This is a genomic window from Sinomonas soli, assembly GCF_054782415.1.
Map to the genome: position 1 here is coordinate 227,479 of NZ_BAAGSN010000006.1, position 21,236 is coordinate 248,714.

Below are 21,236 nucleotides of genomic sequence, written 5' to 3' on the forward strand. Positions count from 1 at the left end.
TCAAGGGAGGCCTCACGGCGGCCATCGTGGAGCGCAGCCTCCTCGGCGGCGCCTGCTCCTACTGGGCCTGCGAACCGTCCAAGGCGCTCCTGCGCCCGGGGACCGCGCTCAGCGCCGCCCGCCGCGTCCCCGGCGCGCGCGAGGCGGTCACCGGGGACCTCGACGTCCGGGCGGTCCTCGCCCACCGCGACGAGGCCTCGAGCAACTGGGACGACTCCTCGCAGGTCGAGTGGGCCGAGGGCGCGGGCATCGCCGTCCTCCGCGGGACCGCCCGCCTCACCGGCGCCAAGCGGCTATGGGTGACCGGCGACGACGGCAACCACTTCGCGCTCACGGCGCGCCACGCCGTCGTGCTCGCGACGGGTTCGGTGCCCTCCCTCCCGAAGATCCCCGGCCTGGCCGGCATCCACCCCTGGACCACCCCCGACGCGACGAGCGCCCAGGAGATCCCCGAGAGCCTCGCCGTGATCGGCGCGGGCGTGGCGGGCGCCGAGCTCGCGCAGGCCTTCGCACGGCTCGGCTCCAAGGTCACCGTCCTCGCGCGCGGGTCGTTCCTGAGCGCGTTCCCCGAGGACGCACGCGCCCTCGTCGCCGACGGGCTGCGCGCCGACGGCGTGGAGATCCTCGAAGGCGTCAGCCCCGAGCGCGCGGACCTGACGGACGACGGCGCGGCCCGCCTCACGCTCCCGGGCGGCCGCGAGCTCGTGGCAGAGCGCGTCCTCGTCGCCGCGGGCCGCCGCGCGGCACTCGACGGGCTGGGCCTGCCCGCCTTCGGGATCGAGCCGCCGTCCCTCAAGGTCGACGAGTCCGGCCGCGTGCAGGGGCTCTCGTGGCTGTACGCGGTGGGCGACTGCTCGGGCGGCCCCAAGCTGACCCATCAGGGCAAGTACCAGGCCCGCATCACGGGCGACGCGATCGTGGCCCGCGCCAGGGGCGAGCTGGGCGGCGCCGCTCCGGCCCCATGGAGCCGCTGGGCACGCACCGCGGACGTCCTCGCCGTGCCCCACGTCGTCTTCACCGATCCGGAGATCGCCTCGGTGGGACTGACCGAGGAGGACGCATGGGAGGCCGGCATCCGCGTGCGCCCGGTAGAGCTTCCGATCTCGGTGGCAGGCGCCTGGCAGCACGCGGAGGGCTACGAGGGCTGGGCCCAGTTCCTCGTCGACGAGGACACCCGCACGCTCGTGGGCGCGTGCTTCGCCGGCCCGGACGTGGCCGAGCTACTGCACGCGGCCACGATCGCGATTGCCGGCGAGGTCCCGCTCGAGCGGCTCTGGCACGCCACGCCGGCCTTCCCGACGATCAGCGAGGTCTGGCTGCGATTCCTCGAGGCGTACGGCCTCTGACCCGGACCCCGCAAGGTGCGGGGAGCCCGGGCCAGAGCGCGGCGCCCGCGCCGGCCAGCACCCGGCGCCCGGCGCGGGCCAGCCGTCAGAACTGGGTGTGGGCGGCGGTGGCCGGGTCGCCGCCGATGCGCTCGCCCGTCTCGAGCCCGCTGATCGCCTCGACCTCGGCACCGGTGAGCGTCAGCGCGGCGGCGGCGAGGTTCTCGGCCATCCGCTCCCGCGTCGCCGTCTTGGGGATGACGATGGTGCCCTGGGCGAGGTGCCACGCGAGCACCGCCTGCGCCGGGGTGGCGGCGTGCGCGGCCGCGGCATCGCGCACCGCCTGCGCGTCGAGGTCGACCCCCTGGCCGAGGGGGCTGTAGGCCTCGACGGCGATGCCCCGGGAGCGGCACAGGTCCGCGAGCGCGCGCTGCTGGAAGGTCGGGTGGAGCTCGATCTGGTTCAGGGCCGGGGTCACGGTCGCTTCGCCGAGCAGCCTGTCCAGGTGCTCCGGGAGGAAGTTCGAGACGCCGACGGCCCGCGCCAGCCCCTGTGCATAGACTTCCTCGAGCTGGCCCCACGCCGTGGTGTACAGGTCCTGCGAGGGAACCGGCCAGTGGATGAGGTAGAGGTCCAGGTACTCCAGACCGAGGGCGGAGCGGCTGTCCTCGAACGCCTCGCGGGCCCGGCCCTGGTCGCCGTTGCGCAGCTTGGTGGTGATGAACAGTTCCTCGCGCGGGATGCCGGCTGCGGCGAGGGCTGCCCCGACGCCGGCCTCGTTGCGGTAGGCGGCGGCGGTGTCGATGTGCCGATACCCGGCCTCGAGCGCCTCTTCGACCACGCGCTGGGTCTCCTCGGGCGGCACTTGGAACACGCCGAAGCCGAGCTGCGGGATCTCCACGCCGTTGTTCAGCGCCAGGGTGGGGACGGAACTCTGCGGTGCTGGGGACATGGGGTCTCCTCCTTCTCTGGTGGGTGGTCCTGCTCTGGCTGCTACAGGGTCTGCTGCCCGGGCTCCACGGCCCAGGCGAGCCGGTGGAGCGCGGTCGCGAGCCGGGCCCGGACAGCGGCGGTCCGGCGGCTGAGGTCCCCGCGGTCGTCCACCACGGGGGCGTCCGGCAGGGCGCTGCGCGCCTCATGGTGGCGGAGGGGCATGACGAGGGCATAGGCGATCGACGCCGAGTGGTCCATGGTCCTTCTTCTGCGAGGAGTGGGACGGCGGACCGCCCCCGCGGGGCGGCCTCCGCCCCGGTGCGGTACGCGTTCCACGCTACGGCGGCCGGCACACGATTGTCATCGCGCAAGCGGTACCCTGCGCTTCCTAGGAGTGGCAGGCCTACCCTCAGCGTCCGCTGGCCGTGGAACCGGGGCCGGCTCCCGGCCAGAATGGACCCATGGGTCAGAGCGCGGAATTCGGTCGGTTCCTCAGGGCAATGCGTGGGCGGCTCTCGCCCCAGGAGGCGGGGCTCCCGGCGGCGGGCAGCCGGCGGGTACCGGGCCTGCGCAGGGAGGAGATCGCGCTCATGGCCGGGGTCAGCACCGACTACTACACCCGGCTCGAGCAGGGCCGCAACATCCACCCTTCCCGCTCGGTTCTGGACGCGGTGGCGCGCGCGCTGCGCCTCGACGAGGGCGAGCGCGCGCACATGGTGGACCTGCTCGAGCACTGCGCCCTCTCGCAGCGGACCCCCGTGCCTGCGGAGACCGTGCGCCCCGCGCTCCGGCAGCTGCTGGCCTCGGTGGCCAGCGTGCCGGCCCTCGTGCTGGGGCGCCGCACGGACGTCCTCGCCGGGAACCGGCTGGCCTTCCTGCTGTTGGCGGACTTCCCCGCCATGCCGGTGGGCGAGCGCAACCTCACGCGCTGGATGATCCTGGACCCCGCCGCGCGCGAGCTCTTCACGGACTGGCAGGCGGTCGCGGCCGAGGCGGCGGGCGCCCTGCGGGTGGACATCGGCCGGCATCCCAACGATCCCCAGGCGAACCAGCTCGTGGGCGACCTCGCCGTGCACAGCGAGGAGTTCCGGCAGTGGTGGGCCGGCCACCGGGTGGTCACCACGCACGCCGGGACGCTCCGCCTGCGCCACCCGGTGGTGGGAGACCTTGAGCTGGCCTTCGAGGACCTCGCCCCGCGGCACGACCCCGACCAGACCCTGAGGGTCTTCACCGCCGCGCCCGGCTCGGCCTCGGCGGATTCCCTCGCGCTGCTGGGCAGCTTCGGCGCGGACGGCTCGACGGAGGGGTCGCCCGACGACGCCGCCCGCCCCGCCGCTCCCCGCCTCCCCTGACGCCGGGGCCACCAACCCTCCGCGCCGCGCCCCCGCCGCGCCGACGGCCCGATGGGCGGCCCTACGGTGCCAACTTTGTACTGACCGGTCAGTTTTACTAGAATCGGTAGCATGCTTTCAGTTAGTGCCCTGAGAGTCGCCGGGCGGCACGGCGACCTCGTTCCCCTCACTTCCTTCGACGCGGCCCCCGGCGAGCTCACGCTCGTGCGCGGGGACGGCCAGGAGCACCGCACCGCCCTCGCCCTCGCGGCCACCGGCCGCTGCGCGCCGAGCAGTGGAACGGTCCGCTGGGGCGCCCCGCAGGCGAACGCGCGCCGGGACCTCGGTGCGCTGCGCCGCGTGAGCGCGATCGTCGACGCCCCCGAGGTCAACGAGGCCGAACTCCACCTGCGGGTGCGCGACCTCGTCGCCGAGGACCTCGCCCTCCTCCCGCGCCGCTACCGCGGCGCCATCCGGCCGGAGGCGTGGCTGACGGTCAACGCCTTCGCCGACATCGCGGGCGAGTGGGCCCAGGACCTCCCGGCCGCGCGCCGCACCGAGCTCCTCACCGCACTCGCGCTCGCCAATCCGGAGACCGCCATCCTCGTGCTCGACTCCCCCGACCGCCACACGGACGACCCGTCCGCGTGGCTGCCCTTCCTCGCTGCCACCGCCGCCCGCCCGGGGCGGCCGCTCGCCGTCGTCGCCGCCGTCGGGGACGTCCCGGACGGCTGGGCCGGACCGACGGCCGAGATCGGCAACGCGGTCCAGCAGGACGCCCAGGACGCGGACCTGACGGAGGTGCACGCATGACTGTCCTGCGCCTGGCGCGCTCCGAGCTCAAGCGGATGACCTACGGCCTGCTGCCGAAGCTGACGATCCTCGCGCTCACCGTGGTCCCCCTCCTCTACGGTGCCGTGTACCTGTACGCGAACTGGGACCCGTACAAGAACTTGGACCGGATCCCGGCCGCCCTCGTGGTCGAGGACCAGGGCGCGCAGCTGCCCGACGGCTCGCGCCTCGACGCCGGCGGCCAGGTCGCCGGGAGCCTCGTGGACGGGCACCTGTTCGACTGGCACCGCGTGGCCAGCACCGCCGAGGCCGACGAGGACGTCCGGAAGGGCACCTACTCATTCTCGCTGACCCTGCCGGCGGACTTCTCCAGGAACCTCGCCTCCCCCGCGGGCTTCGACGCCGCGCACCAGGCCATGCTCAAGGTCACGACGAACGACGCGAACAACTACCTCCTGTCCACGATCGTGGACAAGGTCACCACCGCCGTCCACGATTCCGTGGCCAAGGAGGTCGGCACGGACACGGCCGCCCGGCTCCTCTCGGGCTACGGCACCATCCACGCCCAGCTGGCCACGGCCTCCGACGGCGCGGACAGGCTCGCCGCCGGGCTGGATTCGCTCAAGGGCGGCTCGGCACAGCTCGCCGACGGGGCCGCCCAGGTGCACACCGGGACGAGCCAGCTCCTGGCCGGACAGGAGCGGCTCAGCAGCGGTGCCGACCAGCTGCGCGACGGGTCCGCCCAGCTCGCCTCCGGCCTCGACACGCTGCGCACCTCCACCGGCCCGCTTCCCGCGGAGACCCGGCGCCTCGCCGACGGTGCCGCGCAGGTCGCCGCGGGCAACGCCGCCCTCAGCAGCAAGGTCCAGGCCGCGGTGGCTGCCGCAGACGCCGCGAACGCGGCACTGCCGGACCGCGCCCGCCAGAGCACGCAGGCCCTCGTGGCATCGGGCGTGCTCACCCAGGCCCAGGCCGACGCGGTCGTCTCGGACCTCGCCGCCCAGGCCTCGGCACCGGCCGCCGACGCCGCGAAGCAGCTGCACACCGCCGCGGGGCAGGTCCAGCAGCTCGCGGCCGGCTCCCAGCAGGTGGCCGACGGCGCCGCGCAGCTCGCCGCGGGCATGCCGGCCCTCACCGGGGCGATCGGGCAGGCGGACGATGGCGCCCGCTCGCTGTCCGCGGGGGCGGCGCAGCTCGCCTCCGGCGAACACGCGGCGCTGGACGGGACCCGCACCCTCGATGCCGGTGCGGCGAAGCTCGACACCGGCGCGGCGCAGCTCCGAGACGGCGCCGCGCAGGCCGACGCGGGCTCCCACGACCTCGCCCGGGGCCTCGCGGCCGGGGCCGGGAAGGTACCGAACCCCTCCCAGCAGCAGACCCAGCAGCTCGCCAACGTCATGGGCGACCCGGTCGCCGTCGAGCACGCGGCGCAGACCAAGGCCGCCTCCTACGGCGCGGGGCTCGCCCCCTTCTTCCTCTCCCTGGCGATGTGGGTGGGCATCTTCATGCTGACCCAGGCGATGCGCCCGTTCACCCTGCGCGCCCTCGCCTCGAACGCCCCGGCCTGGAAGGTCGCGCTCGGAGGCTGGCTGCCGTTCGCCGTGGTCTCGGCGGCGCAGGCGACCCTCCTGACGGCGGTGGTCGACTTCGCGCTCGGCCTGGACCCCGCGCACCCGCTGCTCATGTGGCTGTTCCTCATGCTCGGGGGGATCGCGTTCAGCGCCCTGATCCAGGGCATCATCTCGCTGCTGGGGACGAGCGGGAAGTTCGTGGTGCTGATCCTGCTCATCCTCCAGCTCGTCTCCTCGGGCGGGACGTTCCCCTGGCAGGTGACGCCCGCCGCGTTCCAGGTGGCGCACCAGGTCCTCCCCATGGGCTACGTGGTCACGGGCATGCGGCACCTCATCTACGGCGGGGACACGTCCGGCATCCTGCCGATCGTGCTGGGCCTGATCGGCTACACCCTGCTGGGCGGGGTGCTCAACCTCCTCGGCACCCGCAAGAACATGACCTGGCGGCTCAAGGCCCTCCAACCGGAGATCACGGTATGAGCCGCGCGACGCCCCGCACCCTCGCGACCCGGCAGCGGCTCTTCAACGCCGCAATCGAGCTCATCGGCCAACGCGGGGCCGAGGCGGTGACCGTGGACGAGATCGCCGCGGCTGCGGGAGTCGCCAAGGGCACGGTCTACTACAACTTCGGCAGCAAGAACGAGCTCGTGGCCCAGCTCCTCGACTACGGCATGGAGATCCTCATGGACGCCCTGCGACGCCCCTCCGAGGCGGCCGGGGCGGGCCCGGAGCCCCTCGCCGAGGTCCGCGGCATGGTCGGCCGGGCGCTGGACTTCATCGAGGCGTACCCGGCGTTCGTGCGCCTGTGGATGGGCGAGCAGTGGCGCGCCGGCGGCACGTGGCAGCCGGTACTCGCCGGGATGCGGGCCGTGGTGCTCGCCGAGATCCGCGCGGCCCTCGAGCGGGTGGCCGCGCAGGTGCGGCCGGCTCCGGGCCAGGACCTCGAGGTGGTCGCCACCGCCCTCTTCGGGGCGGCGTTCATGGTCGGCGTGGACCGGGTCTCCGCGGTGCCGGCGAAGCCGGCGGAACCTGCCGTCGAGGCGGTCGTGGCCGTGGCGGCCGGAGCCTTCGGCCTCGGGCGGCCGGCAGGCGACACGTCATCGCCCCAGCAACAGCAGTAACAGCAGCAACAGCACTGGCTGCTGTCACACTGGAGGCATGGCCAGCCGTTTCCGCCCCCTGCGCACGAGCGCCCGGGCGACGCTCTGGGCCGCGGGCGCGGCCGTCCTCCTGTGCGTCGTCGCGGGCCTCACCCTGGACGGCGGCGCGGCCGCCCTCGCGCTCGCGGGCCTCGGCGCGTTCGTGGCCTGCGCCCTCTATGCCGTGCTGGGCATGTCGCGCTACCTCATCGCGGGGCTCGCCGCGGTGGGCTCGTCGCTGGCCATCGGCTCCGGACTCGCATTCCTGCGCCTGCTCGGCCTCGCCTGGGACCAGGATCCGAACAGCGTCACGACGGTCTCGAGCCGCGACGCCGATCCGTTCTTCTTCGGCGCCCTGGTGGCCGCCGCCGCCACGCTCGCGATGCTGCTGGGCGGAGCCGTCTGGCCCGAGTCCCGCAGGCCCGCCGTGCGGGCCCGCCCCGCCGCCGGTGCGGGCGCGCGCCGTCCGAACCGCGCGCCGTCGTCCGCTGCAAAGCCTGCCCCCACGAGAGCGGCCCCGGCCCGGGCCCGCAGCACCGCGGCACGGACGCCCCAGCGCGCCGGAGCGCCGCGCACGCCAGCCCAGACGCGGAGCCGCGTCAGCCCTTCTTCTTCGAACGCGGCACGGCGAAGCTGACCAGCCGGGCATCCTGGCCGTCGAGCTCGGCCCAGGGCGTCTCGGTCTCGAAGACGGCAAGACCGGTGGTCGGGAAGTGGCTCGCGGCGTCCATGTAGGCGTCCTGGTCGGAGTCGCGCGAGGCGAGGCGCAGCGCGAGGTCCTGCACGCCGGGCATGTGGGAGACGATCAGCAGGGACCGCACCGTCTCCGGGACGTGGTTGACCACGGCGAGCATGCGCGCGGCGCTCGCCGCATAGAGGCCGGACTCAAGCTTCGGCGTGGGTGCCCGGTCCCCGAGCTCCTCGCAGACCCACGTGGTGGTCTGGCGGGTGCGCAGCGCCGTCGAGCAGAGGATGAAGTCGGGGATGACGTGGTGCTTGACGAGCCATCTGCCCGCCTCGGGGGCGTCCGCGTGCCCGCGCTCGGCGAGCGGCCGCTCGGCGTCCGGGACCCCTTCGGGCCACGCGGCCTTCGCGTGGCGGAGGACGATGAGGCGCTTGAGGTGGTGCTTGCTCACGCCACCAGCCTACGGCCGGGCAGCAGGGCCCGGCCGCGGCCGGATCGGCGGACCGTCAGATCGAGTACTCGGGCGCGGCCCAGACGATGACCTCGGGGTGCTCGTAGAAGCGGTAGCCCTGGCCCCGCACCGTGCGGACGGTGTTCGCGAGCCTGCCGAGCTTGGAACGCAGGCGGCGGATGTGGACGTCGATGGTGCGCTCGTTGGGCACCTCCTCGGCGTTCTTCCACAGGCTCTCGAGGAGCTCGTCCCGGCTCACGGTGCGCGTGCCGTTCTCGACGAGGTAGTTCAGGAGCTCGAACTCCTTGAACGTGAGGTTGAGCGTCTCGCCGTCGAGGTGCACCTCCCGCCGGGCGAGGTCGATGAGCACGCCGGCAGGGCGGGAATCGGACACCGCGGGGCGCGGCTCCGGGCGCGGCTGCCGGACGGACACGGTCGGGTCGCCGAAGGTGGAGCGCACGACGTCGAGCGGGGAGCCCGGCGCGCTCGCAGGCGCCACGGCCACCGCGGCGTAGCTCTCGACGCCCTCGACGAGCGACTGGGCGTAGGCCCGGAGCTCCTGGGCGATGCGCGCGATCGAGGTCCCGGCGGCGGCGGCCTGCTGCTCGGAGAGACCCACGTAGAGCACGAAGCCGTGGGCGACGTTGTCCGCCGTGACCGCGCGGACCGGCTCGGCGCCCGGCTGGATGACCGGGGTCGGGGCTGTCATGGGCGCGGCGTCCTGGACGGCGCCCAGGGACGGGGTGCGGGCCGCGGCGGCGCCGTGCTGGTACGCCTCGGCGCCGCCGAAGTGGGCACTGAAGGGCTGGCGGTGGCCCGGCTTCTGGGCCTTCTGGGCGTTGCGGACAGAGATGTGGACGTAGCCGGATGCAACAGACATGGATGAACCTCGTGAGACTGCTAGCCGTGAAGGCTTCGAATGCGGAGCAGAAGCGCCCGCCTGGCGGTGGATGCCCGACGCTGGGCGGCGAAAAGACTGGGGCTGAGTGCTGGGGTGGTGCAGTTAGCTCGGCATTCGACAGCAGCATGCGGTTCGGCCGGAGGGTGTCCCGGCGAGGCGGCGGTCTGCGGCTGCAGGTGCTGCTGAGTCTTTGTTCACAGTGAGAGTGTGTCCCGTAACAATGGCTACAGGCAAGTAACATTGTCGGGTTTGTCTCACCATGCGAGACAGACCGCGAGGGTTGTGATAGGAATCACAATTCGGTGATCTGAGAATGTGAACAGATATTTTCACAGTTTCGAGAAGCGGTCGGCTCTTTGTCGAACAATATTCGACCACTCTGGCCTTTGGGGGCGGGTGAGGCCGTGCGCGGCCGATCTCACACCGTGGACGTGACTCGACACGCAGGCGCGCCGCAGCTTCGCGCGGCTGGACATGGCCGGACCACATGGTCTACACCGCACGCGGGCGCGGCTGCTTGCCCGGTCCGGCAGCTGACGAATCTGCTGTTACCCAAATGTGACAATCAGGGGTCGGTTCCCCTACAGTGGTCTGGTGCCCGCCCCACGGCTGGCATCCCTCAGGCCCTGTCCGCCGAGCTCTGCCGACGGCCTGGGGGGACGTAGGAGGCAGAGACGGAGGACCCACTCAGCGGCCGCGCCCAGTGCTACGCGCATTCATGGCGGCCTCGGGGTGAAGCCCGTGCCACTGGCCGGGCCGGATGACTCTCATCCGAACCCGACAGCTAACTTCGCAGGCGCAAACGAGAGGCCCTTACGCTTGTGAGCAAGACCCCTGACCGCGCTTCCGCGCGCCCTCATGGCCGACGCCGAGCCGTCGCCCCGAACCGTTCCGCCCTGGCCCGTGCCGCGAAGAAGGGAACTGACCGCTTCGGCAACCGGAGCGCGGTCGTCGCCCTGTCCCTCGGCCTCCTCGCCGTTGCCGGCGGAGGCGCGGCAGCCACCGCGAACTCGGCTGACCTCGCCCGCACCGCCTCGGTGACGGCCCCCTCGGCGTCCGCCGCCGCGCAGACCCCGAGCCCGAGCCAGCCGAGCGCGCTCGCCCAGGCGAGCAGCGATGCGCGCGCCGCTGCGGACAAGGCGGCAGCAGACAAGGCGGCAGCCGACAAGGCCGCCGCTGCCAAGGCTGCCGCGGACAAGGCCGCAGCCGACAAGAGTGCCGCGGACAAGGCCGCAGCCGACAAGGCGGCGGCGGACAAGGCCGCAGCCGACCAGGCAGCCGCAGCCGCAGCCAAGGCCGCCGCGGCGGCACAGCCGGTCAACGACCCGGCGGCCGCCCAGGCCTACGCCGCGAGCCGGCTCTCGGCGTTCGGCTGGGGACAGGACCAGATGAGCGCCCTGGTCACGCTGTGGAACAAGGAGTCCGGCTGGTCGACCACGGCCACCAACGCCAGCTCCGGGGCCTACGGGATCGTGCAGTCTCTCCCGGGCAGCAAGATGGCGTCCGTGGGCGCGGACTGGCAGACCAACTACAAGACCCAGATCGACTGGGGCCTTGACTACATCAAGAAGAGCTACGGCTCGCCCGCGAACGCTCTCGCGTTCCACCTCGCCCACAACTGGTACTGAGGGCTGCTGCCGGGCACGGCCTGAGCCGCCCCGCTGCGCACGACGGCGCCGCCCGCCTCACGTTCGAGGCCGGCGGCGCCGTTGTGGTATCCCGCGGAGGGCCGCTTCAGCTCGAGGTGCCGGAACCCGTCCCGGTTCCAGTTCCGGTGCCGGTGATCATGACCGTCTGGGCCGCGAGGCCGTCCTTGAGTGCCATGACGCTCACCGTCTCGCCCTGGGCGAGGGTCTCGGTGCCGGAGGTCCCGCTGCCGGAGGCACCGCGTCCCCGCATCCCGCGGGCGGCGATCTGGGTCGAGGACGAGAGCGCGTAGGTCTGCTGGAAGCCGTCGCTGCTCTTGACCGTGACGGACTGCCCGGATGCGGCCGTCACCGTGCCGGTCTGCTCGACCATCGTGACGTTCGTGCTGCCCTGGACCACGACGAACTCGCCGTGCAGCATCTGGCCGAGCATCCCGATGCCGACCCCGCCGGCGCCCCCGAAGCCGCGCGTGCTGCCCTGGGCCCCGCTGCCGCCCTGCTGGCCGGTTCCGCCCTGGCCGCCCGTGCCGCCCTGCGGGCCGAACCCGCCCTGGCCGGCCGCGCCGCCGAAGCCGTTCGCGGCGCTGCTGTCCGTGGACGCGTTGGAGGAGTTCGCCGCCCACACGGCGGCGCCGGCTCCTCCGGCGATCACGACGGCTGCCGCCGCAGCCGCGACGCCCTTCTGGGTCGAGGTGAGGCCGCGCCACCGCCCGGCAGGAGCGTGCGGCCCCTTGCCCCCCGCCGCACCCCAGCCCGGGGCGGGCTGGGCGTAGAGCTGCTCCGGCGGGGCGCCCCAGCCCGGGTACTGCTGGGTCTGGTCGGTCTGCCGGACGCCGCCCTGCTGCGGCGCGCCCTGCTGCGGGGCGCCCTGCTGCGGCGCGCCCTGCTGCGGGGCGCCCCAGCCGGGGTACTGCTGGGTCTGCTCCTGCGCCGCGCCCCAGCCGGCGGAGGGCGCGGCACCCGGGCGGGACGCGTCGTCGTGCTCGCGGTAGCCGCCGTGCTCGCCGTACGGCGAGGCGACCGTCTCCTGCGGGACGGTCGGCTCGGTGGGGCGGTGCCCGTCTGGGCGGGGTGAATCGTTGTGGTCCATGGTGTCCTCCTCGAGGGTGCGGCGTTCTGGTATCAGGGTTGGCGCGGATGCTGTGTCCGGGCTGTGCCGGCCGCCTGCGGCTTCTGTGACCGGGCTAGGCTTGCGTGCACAGGGCGTTCACAGCCCGCGCTCAGGCTCGGACAATCCGTCACAGGGAGGCTGGAACCATGGCAAGCCCCTTCTCCACCAACAATCTGCCGGCGCTGACGCACCCCGACGGCACGCCGATCCGCGCCCTCGTGGTGGACGACGAGCCGAGCCTGTCCGAGCTCATGAGCATGGGCCTGCGCATGGCGGGCTGGAGCGTGCAGGTGGCCTCGGACGGGCCCTCGGCCGTCAAGGCCGCCAGGGAGTTCCGGCCCGACGTCCTCGTGCTCGACGTCATGATGCCCGGCTTCGACGGCGTCGAGGCCCTCACGCGCATCCGCCAGTTCATGCCCGAGGTGCCCGCGCTGTTCCTCACCGCCAAGGACGCGGTCGAGGACCGCATCACGGGCCTCGCGGCCGGCGGCGACGACTACGTCACGAAGCCGTTCAGCATGGAGGAGGTCATGCTGCGCCTGCACCGTCTCGTCCAGCGCTCCGGCGTGGCCGCCCAGGACGACGCCGAGCTCGTGGTCGGCGACCTCGTGCTCAACACGGACACCCGTGAGGTAACCCGTGGGGGCGACGACATCCAGCTCACCGCAACCCAGTTCGAGCTCCTGCGCTACCTCATGGAGAACCCCAAGCGCGTGGTCAGCAAGGCCCAGATCCTCGACCGCGTGTGGCAGTACGACTTCGGCGGCCAGGCCAACATCGTGGAGCTCTACATCTCCTACCTGCGCAAGAAGATCGACGTGGACCGCGCCCCGATGATCCACACCGTCCGCGGCGCCGGGTACGTCATCAAGCCAGCAGAGGCATGACCATGAGCAAGCTCTCGGGCGCGGAACCGCGTTCGGGGCGCAGCTGGCTCCACCCCGACACGTGGCACCTGCGGACCAAGCTCGTCCTCGTGGTGATGCTCCTGCTCGTGGGCATCTGCACCGTGGTGGGCACCCTCCTGTACGCGACCATGGACCGGGTGCTCACCCAGCAGCTCGACGGGCAGCTGGCCCAGGCGAGCCACCGTGCCGTGGAATTCGGCACCCCCTCGGGCGGCCTCCGCCGCGACCCGCTGGATGCGCCCGGCCAGGGCGCCGGCACCCTCAGCGCGAGGATCAGCAACGGGGTCCTCGTCACGAGCGGGCTGCGCACGGCCGACGGCAAGATCGTCTCGATCACGCAGTCCGACGCCGATGCGCTCGCCGCGATCCCTGCTGGCAGCCAGGGCCCCGGCGGACCGGGCGGCGCGACCGGCGCCGTCGACCGGCACCTCAGCGCCGGGTCGTTCCGGCTCGTCGCCGTCCAGGTCGCCAACGGCGACGTCGTCGTGACCGGTCTCCCGCTGACCTCGATGCAGGCGACCCTCGGATCGCTCGTGCTCACCACCGTCACTGTGTCCCTCGGCGGGCTCGTGCTCGTCGGGCTGCTCGGCACGGTGATCATCCGGCGCACCATGAAGCCCCTGGACGAGCTCTCCCGCGTGGCCGGACAGGTGGCGCAGCTGCCGCTCGAGGCCGGCGAGGTGGCGCTCGCGGTGCGGGTTCCCGACTCGGCCGCCAACCCCGGGACCGAGGTCGGCCAGGTGGGGAACGCGCTCAACCGGATGCTGGACAACGTCTCCGGCGCCCTCGAGGCGCGCCAGGCCTCGGAGATGAAGGTGCGCCAGTTCGTCGCCGACGCCTCGCACGAGCTGCGCACCCCCCTCACGGCGATCCGCGGCTACACGGACATGCTGCGCCTGACGGAGCCGCTCACCGACCAGGGCGCGGAATCGCTCGGGCGTGTGGAGTCGCAGTCGCTGCGGATGTCCCGGCTCGTGGAGGACCTGCTGACGCTGGCCCGGCTCGACGAGGGCCAGCCGCTCAAGCGGGGGCCGGTGGACCTCACCCAGCTGCTCGTGGAGACGGTCACGGACCAGAAGGTCATTGCACCGGACCATGTGTGGCGCCTCGACCTGCCCGAGGAGCCCGTCGAGATCACGGCCGACGGCGCGAAGCTCCACCAGGTGCTCGTGAACCTGCTGAGCAATGCCCGCAAGCACACGCCCGCGGGGACCACGGTCACCGCGGCGGCGGCCCGGTCGGCGACCGGAGAGGCCGTGCTGACCGTCACGGACGACGGCCCGGGCATCCCCGCCGATCTGCGGGACACCGTCTTCTCCCGCTTCACCCGCGCCGACAAGGCGCGCACCTCCACGGGCGAGGGCTCCACGGGGCTCGGGCTCTCCATCGTCGACGCCATCGTCAAGGCCCACGGCGGCTCCATCGACGTCACCTCGAGGCCCGGCCGGACCGAGTTCGCCGTCTACCTGCCCGCCGCGTAGCCCCCGCGCCGAGGGAGCCGCACGCGCCGAGGATCGCGCGCCGGCTCGGTCATCCCGAAGCCTGCCCGGAGGGCGCCTGCGCGGGGCCGGCCGGCGCAGGCTCGGCCTCGCGGGCGCTGCGGCGCGTGGCCATGAAGGTCCCCGCGAGGACGAGCACCGCGCCGGCGCCGATCAGCGGCGTGAGCGGGTCGCCGTGGAGGGCGACCCCGAGCGCGAGGGCCACGACCGGGTTGACGTAGGCGATCGCCGTCGCCCGTGCCGGCCCGGCGTCAGCGATGAGGCGGAAGAAGAGCAGGAACGCGAGGGCGGTGCACAGCAGCCCCAAGAGCACGAGCGAGCCGGTCGCGAGCCCCGACGGCGCCTGGGCGGGCCAGGACATGAGGGCGAACGGCGAGGAGATGGCCGCAGCGACGGTCAGGCACGCCGCCGTCATGGGCAGGGCCGGCACATCGCGCAGCTTCGTGGCGGCGATCTGCGGCGCGATCGCGTAGCCCACCGCCACGAGCATCATCTCGACCACGGGCCACGGCCCGGCAGCCTCCATGCCGCCGCCGCCGAGAGCGGCCACTCCCCCGACCGCGACAGCGAGGCCGGCGATCCGCAGCCGGCCGATGCGCTTCTCGAGCCCGATCAGCCGCGCGACGACGAGGGCGAGCACCGGTGCAAAGGCAATGAGGAGCCCGGCCAGCGAGCTCGTGAGGAACCGCTCGGCGTCGCTGAGGAGGAACCACGGGCCGACCATCTCGAGCAGCGCGAACGCGAGAACGGGCCAGCGGTGCTCCCACACGATGCGCATCCCCCGGCGGGCGAACGGCAGGAGCACGACGGCGCCGATCGCCGTCCGCGAGAACACGACGACGGCGGGGCTCACCTCGTGCACCGCGTCGCGGATGAGCAGGTACGGCACGCCCCAGATGAGGCTCATCGCCGCGAAGAGGACCCAGGCGCGGCGGCTCATCGGACCCGGTCCTGGCGGGCGGTGGAGTGGATCACGATGACACTCTAGGCGGGGGCCCGGACCTCCGAAACGATTCGGGCTGGGCCGAATCGTCCCCGTCCCACGCCCGCCGAGGTCGCCCCGCGGGAGCGCGAGGTCACCCCGCGGGAGCGCGAGGTCGCCCCGACGCTCACAGCAGCGCCACAGCATCGCGCTAAGGCGGTCAAAAGGTAGCCCGCGACAGTCAGTACATGACGCTCACCGACCCCAGCATCACGGACGCAGCCGCCGGCTCCCTGGCCCCGGCCTCCGGCGAGCCGACCGCGCAGGCGGCCGGCGGCGTCGTCCATCCCGGCAGCCTCCCCTCCCTCGTGTCCGGACTCCGCCCGGGCACCGCCATCGACGCGCACGCGCTCGACGCGGCGGGCATCCCCGTCCTCGACGTCACGGTTCCCGTCTACAACGAGGAGGAGGACCTCGAGGAGTGCGTCCGGCGTCTCCACTCGCATCTCTCCCGCACGTTCGAGCACGGGTTCCGGATCACGGTCGCCGACAATGCGTCGACCGACTCGACGCTCCGCGTGGCCGAGCGGCTCGCGCGCGAGCTGCCCGAGGTCCGCGCGGTCCACCTCGAGCAGAAGGGCCGCGGCAACGCGCTCCGGCGGGTGTGGCTCGCCTCGGATGCCCCGGTGCTCGCCTACATGGACGTGGACCTCTCCACCGACCTCGCGGCGCTCGGCCCGCTCGTGGCCCCGCTCCTTTCGGGCCACTCGGACCTCGCGATCGGCACCCGGCTGGCGCGGACCTCGCGGGTGATCCGCGGGCCCAAGCGCGAGTTCGTCTCGCGCTCCTACAACTTCCTGCTGCACTCCCTCATGGGGGCCGGATTCTCCGACGCGCAGTGCGGGTTCAAGGCGATCCGCGCGGACGTGGCCCAGCAGCTCCTGCCCCACACCCTCGACACCGCGTGGTTCTTCGACACCGAGCTCCTGGTCCTCGCCGAGCGCTGCGGCCTGCGCTGCCACGAGGTCCCGGTGGACTGGACGGACGATCCGGACTCGAAGGTCGACGTGGTCCGCACGGCGCTCGACGACCTCCGGGGCATGTACCGGCTCACCAAGGACATGGCCCGCGGCCGCATCCCCCTCACCGAGCTGCGCGATGCCCTCGCCCGCGGGCCTCTCCCGGCCGGCGAGCGCGCCGCGGAAGCCGGGCGACGGCAGAGCCTGTTCGGCCAGCTCGCGCGGTTCGCGGTCATCGGGCTCGCCTCGACGCTCGCGTACGCGGCCCTGTTCGTCCTGGGGCGGGAGTTCATGGACGCGCAGGCCTCGAACTTCGTGGCCCTGCTCATCACCGCGGTGGCGAACACCGCCGCGAACCGCCGCTTCACGTTCGGCGTGCTCGGCGCAGAGCGGCTGGGGCGGCACCACCTCGAGGGGCTCATCGTGTTCGGCCTCGGCTGGGCCCTCACTGCCGGCGCGCTCGCCTGGATGCACACGGTCGCCGACCCCGCGATGTGGCTCGAGCTCGGCGTTCTCGTCGCCGCCAACCTCGCCGCGACAGCCCTCAAGTTCCTCCTCTTCCGCCACTGGGTGTTCCGCCGCCGCGCGTGACCCACGGGGGCGACCTCCAGGAGGTGACTCCCAGAAGGTGACCTCCAGAAGGTGACTCCCAGACGTAGCCTGCCGACCGAAAGGCCCTCCCATGACCACCTCGCTCTCGCCGGACACCGGTACCGGCGCCATCCCCACCGCTGGCGCGGGCACCCCGGATACCGCGTCCCCCGCAGCCCCGGGTGGCTGGACGGCGGCGGCCTCCTCCCGCCGTCGTCCGCCCGCCCGGCCCTCCTGGCGCCGCGTCGCCTTCGGCGCGGACCAGCCCCGCTGGGCCCGGCCGTCCGCGTTCGGTCTGGTCGTCGCCTCGGGCTTCCTCTACCTGTGGAACCTGACGAACTCCGGCTGGGGCAACGAGTTCTATGCCGCGGCCGTCCAGGCCGGGAGCAAGGACTGGACCGCGTGGTTCTTCGGCTCCCTCGACGCCGGCAACGCCATCACCGTGGACAAGCCCCCGGCCGCGTTCTGGATCCCCGGGCTCCTGGGCCGGATCTTCGGCTTCAACTCGTTCACCATGCTCCTGCCCGAGGCGCTCATGGGCGTGGCCTCGGTCGCGCTCATGTACGCCGCAGTGAAGCGCGTGAGCGGGCCGGGCGCCGGCCTCATCGCGGGCGGCGCCCTCGCGGCGACCCCGGTCGCCGCGCTCATGTTCCGGTTCAACAACCCGGACGCGATGCTCACGTTCTGCCTGGTCCTCGCCGCCTACCTGGCCGTCCGGGCGATCGAGAAGGCCGGCTGGAAGTGGCTCGTCGGCGTGGGCGCCGTCCTCGGCCTCGCGTTCCTGACCAAGATGCTCGCCGGCCTCATCATCGTCCCCGCGCTCGGCCTCGCGTACCTGTGGGCGGCCCCGACCACGCTGCGGCGGCGGATCGTGCACCTGCTCGGCGCGCTGGGCGGCCTCGTTGCCGTCGCGGGCGCCTACATCGCCGCGTTCACGCTGACCCCCACGAGCGTGCGTCCGTACATGGCCGGCTCGCAGACCAACAGCTTCCTCGAGCTCACCTTCGGGTACAACGGGCTCGCCCGCATCTTCGGCAACCGCGGCGGCGGCTTCGGCGGCGCGGTGCGGGACCGGGCGTCCGACGCCGGTGCTGCCGCCGGCTCGGGCGCGACTGCCGGCGCGGGCTTCGGCGGCTTCGCCGGCGCCGTGCCGGGGGGCGGGGGCCCGGGCGGCGGATTCGGAGGAGCAGCCGGGATCACGCGCATGTTCGGCCCGACCTTCGGCACGGAGATCTCCTGGCTCCTGCCCGCGGCCCTGATCCTGCTCACGGCCGGGTTCTGGTTCACCCGGCGGGCCGTCCGCACCGACCGGGTGCGTGCCTCCCTGATCATCTGGGGCGGCTGGACCATCCTCACGGCCCTGGTGTTCTCGTTCATGACCGGAACGGTGCACAACTACTACGCGATCGCCCTTGCGCCCGGGATCGCCGGAGTGGTGGGCATCGGCGCCGCCGAGCTGTTCAGGGGCAGGTCCTACTGGCCGTCCCGGATCGTCCTGGCGGTGGCGGTGCTCGGCACGAGCGTCTGGACCGCGGTGCTCCTGGGCCGCGACGCGTCGTGGCTGCCGTGGCTGCGGGTCGTGGTGGTGGTGCTCGGCGTCCTCGCCGCGCTGGGCTTCCTGGTGCGGGTGGACCGTTTCCGGGCGGGCAGCGTCCGCGCCGGTGCGGTGGCGCTGGCCGTGACGGCGCTCCTCGCCGGTGGGCTCGGCTCCGCGGCGTTCACGATCGCCACGGCCTCGGTGGGCCACAGCGGCGCGATCCCGACCTCGGGGCCGTCCAGTGGCGGCGGCTTCGGGACGCGAGCCGGGTTCGCGCAGTTCCGCGACCGTCTGGGAGCCCCGCGCGACGGCTCCGCCGGCGAGGCCTTCGGCGGCGCGGCCACGGGTCCGGCGGGCACTCCTGGCCAAGCGGGCGGCTTCGGCGGGCAGGTTCAGGGCGGCCCCGGCGGCGGGGCGACGGCGTCGAGCGCGCTGGTGGCGCTCCTGAAGCAGACCACCAGCACGTGGTCCGCGGCGACCACCGGTGCGAATTCGGCGGCCTCCCTCGAGCTCGCCTCGGGCACCAACGTCATCGCCATGGGCGGCTTCATGGGCAGCGACCCCTACCCGAGCCTCGACGAGTTCAAGGCCCTGGTCTCCAAGGGCGACGTCACGTACTACATCGCAGGAGGCGGCGGCTTCGGCGGACGCGGCGGGGGGACCACGGACGCCTCCGCGATCACCCAGTGGGTGGAGGCGAACTTCCAGGCCCAGACCGTCGGCTCCACGACCGTCTATAAGCTGGTGAAGTGATGGCCAGCACGCTCGGCTACGAGCCCCCCGGGGCGCCCGGGGCACCCCCGCGCCGCCCCGGCCGTCTGGGAGTCACCTCCTGGAGGCCACGTCCTGCGGGTCCGGCCGCCGGGCGTGCCGGGGTGGCGGGGGCGTCGCGCCGGCGTGCCGAGCTCGCGGTGGTCCTCGCGGCGATCGCGGCGCTCTACCTGTGGAACCTCACCGCCAACGGCTGGGCGAACGCGTTCTACTCGGCCGCGGCCCAGGCCGGCAGCCAGAACTGGGAGGCGTTCTTCTTCGGCTCATCGGACGCCGGGAACTCGATCACGGTCGACAAGCCGCCGGCGTCGCTGTGGATCGTGGACCTCTCCGTGCGCGTGTTCGGGCTCAGCTCGGCCTCGATCCTCGTCCCCGAGGTCCTCATGGGCGTCGCCACCGCCGGGATCCTCTACCTCGCGGTGCGCAGGGCCGTCCGGGCGGCGACCGGCAGCGATGCCGCCGCGCACCGCGGCGGCCTCCTCGCCGCCGTCGCGCTCGCCCTGACCCCCGTAGCGGCGCTCATGTTCAGGTTCAACAATCCGGACGCGCTGCTCGTGCTGCTCATGGCGGCGGCCGGCTACGCCACGGTGCGCTCGGTGCAGGACGGGACGGCGCGCTGGCTCATCGCGGCCGGTGCCCTGCTCGGCGTCGGGTTCCTGGCCAAGCAGCTCCAGGTCCTGCTCGTGGTCCCGGGCTTCGGGCTCGCCTACCTGTGGGCCGCACCGCACCCGCTGGGGCGACGGCTGATCCATCTGGCCGGGGCACTCGCCGCGATGGTGGCCGCGGCGGGCTGGTGGATCCTCGCCGTCCAGCTGACCCCCGCGAGCGCCCGGCCCTTCATCGGCGGGTCCCAGACCAACTCGATCCTCGAGCTCACCTTCGGCTACAACGGGTTCGGCAGGCTCGACGGCAACGAGGTCGGCTCGGTGGGCGGCGGCAACGGCTGGGGCCGGCCGGGGCTCCTCCGGCTCTTCTCGGAGTCGTTCGGCGGCCAGATCGCCTGGCTCCTGCCCTCCGCCCTCATCCTGGGGGCCGCCCTCCTCTGGGTGGGGCGCCGCGCCCCACGGACCGACCCGGTGCGCGCCTCCGTGATCGCGTGGGGCAGCTGGGCCCTCGTCACGGGCCTCACGTTCAGCCTCATGGCAGGCATCATCCACGAGTACTACACGGTGGCACTCGCCCCCGCCATCGCGGCGCTCGCCGGTCTCGGCGCGGGCGTCCTGTGGCACCGGCGCGCCCGGCGCACCGAGGCGGCGGTCCTGGCCGCGGCCGTCCTCGCGGCGGGGGCCATGGGCGCCGTCCTGCTGGGCCGCGCCACGGGCTTCGTCCCCTGGCTGGCCCCGGCGGCGGCGGTCGCGGGGATCGCCGCGGCGCTCGGTGTGCTCGCGGGACCGTTCGGCGTGCCCGTCGCCCCACGCTGGAGCGGCCGGGCCTCGCGGACGACGGCGGCCCTCGCCCTCCTCGCGGGCCTCGCCGGCCCGCTGTCCTTCACGGTGCAGACCGTGTCCACCGCGCACACCGGGGCGATCGTGAGCGCGGGCCCGTCCTCGGGATTCGGGTTCGGCGGCCCGGGCGGGTTCGGGGGCCCGGGCGGGTTCGGGGGCCGGCGCCAGTTCATCCAGGGCCAGTTCGGCCAGGGCACGGGCGGCCCGGCGGCGACGGGCTTCGGCCCGCAGGGCGGGGCCGCAGCAGGCTTCGGGGGGCGCGGGGGCGGGGCGGGCCTCCTGAGTGCCAGCAGGCCGTCGGCCGCGCTCGTCGCGGCCCTGACCGCGGACGCCTCGAAGTACACATGGGCCGCGGCCGTGGTCGGGTCGAACAACGCCGCCGGCTACCAGCTCGCGAGCGGGCAGCCCGTCATGGCACTGGGCGGCTTCAACGGCACCGACCCCTCCCCCACGCTCGAGCAGTTCCAGCGGCTCGTCGCGGAAGGCAGGGTGCACTGGTTCATCGCGGCCTCGCTCATGGGAGGCGATTCGGGCTCCGACGCTGCCCGCCAGATTGCCCAGTGGGTCGAGGCCAACTACGCCGCCCAGACGATCGGCGGGACCACGGTCTACCGACTCGGGTGAGAGTGGGGTGCCGGAACGGCGGGTGCTGCGGCTAC

The 21,236-nt window shown here is 73.6% G+C and carries 18 protein-coding genes and 1 riboswitch; of the genes, 12 read left to right on the forward strand and 6 right to left on the reverse strand.

From position 1 onward, the window contains the following. Positions 1-1,346 (forward strand): dihydrolipoyl dehydrogenase family protein (locus tag ACYVKZ_RS06700; protein ID WP_460991286.1); only part of this gene is annotated, 1,346 nt, incomplete at its 5' end. 85 nt (positions 1,347-1,431) lie between these two features. Here the strand turns inward: ACYVKZ_RS06700 and ACYVKZ_RS06705 are convergent. Together ACYVKZ_RS06705 and ACYVKZ_RS06710 are read right to left on the reverse strand one after the other, a co-directional pair. Continuing rightward, positions 1,432-2,277: an aldo/keto reductase gene (locus tag ACYVKZ_RS06705; protein ID WP_460991287.1), complete on the reverse strand. Its 846-nt coding sequence runs from the start codon at positions 2,275-2,277 to the stop codon at positions 1,432-1,434. Positions 2,278-2,318: 41 nt separating this feature from the next. Continuing rightward, on the reverse strand, positions 2,319-2,516 hold the full coding sequence (locus ACYVKZ_RS06710; protein WP_460991288.1) for a hypothetical protein: 198 nt from the start codon (positions 2,514-2,516) through the stop codon (positions 2,319-2,321). A 203-nt stretch (positions 2,517-2,719) separates the two neighbouring features. Here ACYVKZ_RS06710 and ACYVKZ_RS06715 point away from each other — a divergent pair, with 203 nt between their 5' ends. The 5 genes from ACYVKZ_RS06715 to ACYVKZ_RS06735 all read left to right on the forward strand — a co-directional run bounded on the left by ACYVKZ_RS06715 (position 2,720) and on the right by ACYVKZ_RS06735 (position 7,728). Next, a complete protein-coding gene (locus tag ACYVKZ_RS06715) occupies positions 2,720-3,610 on the forward strand; it encodes a helix-turn-helix transcriptional regulator (protein WP_460991289.1) in 891 nt (296 codons plus the stop codon). A 111-nt stretch (positions 3,611-3,721) separates the two neighbouring features. Next, positions 3,722-4,402: an ABC transporter ATP-binding protein gene (locus ACYVKZ_RS06720; protein WP_460991290.1), complete on the forward strand. Its 681-nt coding sequence runs from the start codon at positions 3,722-3,724 to the stop codon at positions 4,400-4,402. Beyond that, positions 4,399-6,432, forward strand: a complete 2,034-nt coding sequence (locus ACYVKZ_RS06725) for a YhgE/Pip domain-containing protein (RefSeq protein ID WP_460991291.1) — start codon at positions 4,399-4,401, stop codon at positions 6,430-6,432. Before ACYVKZ_RS06720 ends, ACYVKZ_RS06725 begins: the two co-directional genes overlap by 4 nt. Continuing rightward, positions 6,429-7,073, forward strand: a complete 645-nt coding sequence (locus ACYVKZ_RS06730; protein WP_460991292.1) for a TetR/AcrR family transcriptional regulator — start codon at positions 6,429-6,431, stop codon at positions 7,071-7,073. Before ACYVKZ_RS06725 ends, ACYVKZ_RS06730 begins: the two co-directional genes overlap by 4 nt. A gap of 37 nt (positions 7,074-7,110) precedes the next feature. Beyond that, positions 7,111-7,728 (forward strand): hypothetical protein, encoded by a 618-nt coding sequence (locus tag ACYVKZ_RS06735; RefSeq protein WP_460991293.1) that lies wholly within the window; start codon positions 7,111-7,113, stop codon positions 7,726-7,728. Here the strand turns inward: ACYVKZ_RS06735 and ACYVKZ_RS06740 are convergent. Next, entirely contained in the window at positions 7,691-8,227 is a 537-nt protein-coding gene (locus ACYVKZ_RS06740) for a SixA phosphatase family protein (RefSeq protein ID WP_460991294.1), read from the reverse strand. The two genes, ACYVKZ_RS06735 and ACYVKZ_RS06740, sit on opposite strands and share 38 nt — an antisense overlap. Before the next feature lie 55 nt (positions 8,228-8,282). Next, positions 8,283-9,107: a winged helix-turn-helix domain-containing protein gene (locus ACYVKZ_RS06745; protein ID WP_460991295.1), complete on the reverse strand. Its 825-nt coding sequence runs from the start codon at positions 9,105-9,107 to the stop codon at positions 8,283-8,285. A 642-nt stretch (positions 9,108-9,749) separates the two neighbouring features. After that, a riboswitch (cyclic di-AMP (ydaO/yuaA leader) is annotated at positions 9,750-9,942 on the forward strand. 7 nt (positions 9,943-9,949) lie between these two features. Between ACYVKZ_RS06745 and ACYVKZ_RS06750 the strand changes: the two genes are divergently transcribed. Beyond that, on the forward strand, positions 9,950-10,756 hold the full coding sequence (locus ACYVKZ_RS06750) for an aggregation-promoting factor C-terminal-like domain-containing protein (protein WP_460991296.1): 807 nt from the start codon (positions 9,950-9,952) through the stop codon (positions 10,754-10,756). A gap of 106 nt (positions 10,757-10,862) precedes the next feature. On the opposite strand, the gene ACYVKZ_RS06755 is transcribed toward ACYVKZ_RS06750, so the two are convergent. Further along, complete coding sequence (locus tag ACYVKZ_RS06755; protein ID WP_460991297.1) at positions 10,863-11,864, reverse strand: hypothetical protein; 1,002 nt, start codon at positions 11,862-11,864, stop codon at positions 10,863-10,865. Between the two features lie 167 nt (positions 11,865-12,031). Here ACYVKZ_RS06755 and ACYVKZ_RS06760 point away from each other — a divergent pair, with 167 nt between their 5' ends. Next, the gene (locus tag ACYVKZ_RS06760; protein ID WP_066495139.1) at positions 12,032-12,772 is read left to right on the forward strand and encodes a response regulator transcription factor; all 741 of its coding nucleotides are present in this window, start codon (positions 12,032-12,034) and stop codon (positions 12,770-12,772) included. Positions 12,773-12,774: 2 nt separating this feature from the next. After that, positions 12,775-14,274 (forward strand): HAMP domain-containing sensor histidine kinase, encoded by a 1,500-nt coding sequence (locus ACYVKZ_RS06765; RefSeq protein ID WP_460991298.1) that lies wholly within the window; start codon positions 12,775-12,777, stop codon positions 14,272-14,274. A 49-nt stretch (positions 14,275-14,323) separates the two neighbouring features. Here ACYVKZ_RS06765 and ACYVKZ_RS06770 read toward each other — a convergent pair whose 3' ends face one another. Further along, entirely contained in the window at positions 14,324-15,232 is a 909-nt protein-coding gene (locus ACYVKZ_RS06770; RefSeq protein WP_460991299.1) for a DMT family transporter, read from the reverse strand. A 230-nt stretch (positions 15,233-15,462) separates the two neighbouring features. Here ACYVKZ_RS06770 and ACYVKZ_RS06775 point away from each other — a divergent pair, with 230 nt between their 5' ends. From ACYVKZ_RS06775 to ACYVKZ_RS06785, 3 genes are all read left to right on the forward strand, one after another. Continuing rightward, on the forward strand, positions 15,463-16,824 hold the full coding sequence (locus tag ACYVKZ_RS06775) for a bifunctional glycosyltransferase family 2/GtrA family protein (protein WP_460991300.1): 1,362 nt from the start codon (positions 15,463-15,465) through the stop codon (positions 16,822-16,824). Between the two features lie 91 nt (positions 16,825-16,915). Then, complete coding sequence (locus tag ACYVKZ_RS06780; protein WP_460991301.1) at positions 16,916-19,114, forward strand: ArnT family glycosyltransferase; 2,199 nt, start codon at positions 16,916-16,918, stop codon at positions 19,112-19,114. Beyond that, positions 19,114-21,201 carry a mannosyltransferase YkcB-related protein gene (locus ACYVKZ_RS06785; RefSeq protein ID WP_460991552.1) on the forward strand — a complete coding sequence of 696 codons (2,088 nt, stop codon included), beginning with the start codon at positions 19,114-19,116 and terminating at the stop codon, positions 21,199-21,201. Before ACYVKZ_RS06780 ends, ACYVKZ_RS06785 begins: the two co-directional genes overlap by 1 nt. Positions 21,202-21,236 lie beyond the last annotated feature (35 nt).

Bases quoted from the DNA above. Each gene is read 5' to 3' on its own strand.
- ACYVKZ_RS06780 (WP_460991301.1), top strand. From the start codon at position 16,916: ATGACCACCTCGCTCTCGCCGGACACCGGTACCGGCGCCATCCCCACC.
- ACYVKZ_RS06755 (WP_460991297.1), bottom strand. From the start codon at position 11,864: ATGGACCACAACGATTCACCCCGCCCAGACGGGCACCGCCCCACCGAG.
- ACYVKZ_RS06745 (WP_460991295.1), bottom strand. From the start codon at position 9,107: ATGTCTGTTGCATCCGGCTACGTCCACATCTCTGTCCGCAACGCCCAG.
- ACYVKZ_RS06720 (WP_460991290.1), top strand. From the start codon at position 3,722: ATGCTTTCAGTTAGTGCCCTGAGAGTCGCCGGGCGGCACGGCGACCTC.
- ACYVKZ_RS06760 (WP_066495139.1), top strand. From the start codon at position 12,032: ATGGCAAGCCCCTTCTCCACCAACAATCTGCCGGCGCTGACGCACCCC.
- ACYVKZ_RS06715 (WP_460991289.1), top strand. From the start codon at position 2,720: ATGGGTCAGAGCGCGGAATTCGGTCGGTTCCTCAGGGCAATGCGTGGG.
- ACYVKZ_RS06730 (WP_460991292.1), top strand. From the start codon at position 6,429: ATGAGCCGCGCGACGCCCCGCACCCTCGCGACCCGGCAGCGGCTCTTC.
- ACYVKZ_RS06770 (WP_460991299.1), bottom strand. From the start codon at position 15,232: ATGAGCCGCCGCGCCTGGGTCCTCTTCGCGGCGATGAGCCTCATCTGG.
- ACYVKZ_RS06705 (WP_460991287.1), bottom strand. From the start codon at position 2,277: ATGTCCCCAGCACCGCAGAGTTCCGTCCCCACCCTGGCGCTGAACAAC.
- ACYVKZ_RS06735 (WP_460991293.1), top strand. From the start codon at position 7,111: ATGGCCAGCCGTTTCCGCCCCCTGCGCACGAGCGCCCGGGCGACGCTC.
- ACYVKZ_RS06725 (WP_460991291.1), top strand. From the start codon at position 4,399: ATGACTGTCCTGCGCCTGGCGCGCTCCGAGCTCAAGCGGATGACCTAC.
- ACYVKZ_RS06785 (WP_460991552.1), top strand. From the start codon at position 19,114: ATGGCCAGCACGCTCGGCTACGAGCCCCCCGGGGCGCCCGGGGCACCC.
- ACYVKZ_RS06710 (WP_460991288.1), bottom strand. From the start codon at position 2,516: ATGGACCACTCGGCGTCGATCGCCTATGCCCTCGTCATGCCCCTCCGC.
- ACYVKZ_RS06765 (WP_460991298.1), top strand. From the start codon at position 12,775: ATGAGCAAGCTCTCGGGCGCGGAACCGCGTTCGGGGCGCAGCTGGCTC.
- ACYVKZ_RS06775 (WP_460991300.1), top strand. From the start codon at position 15,463: ATGACGCTCACCGACCCCAGCATCACGGACGCAGCCGCCGGCTCCCTG.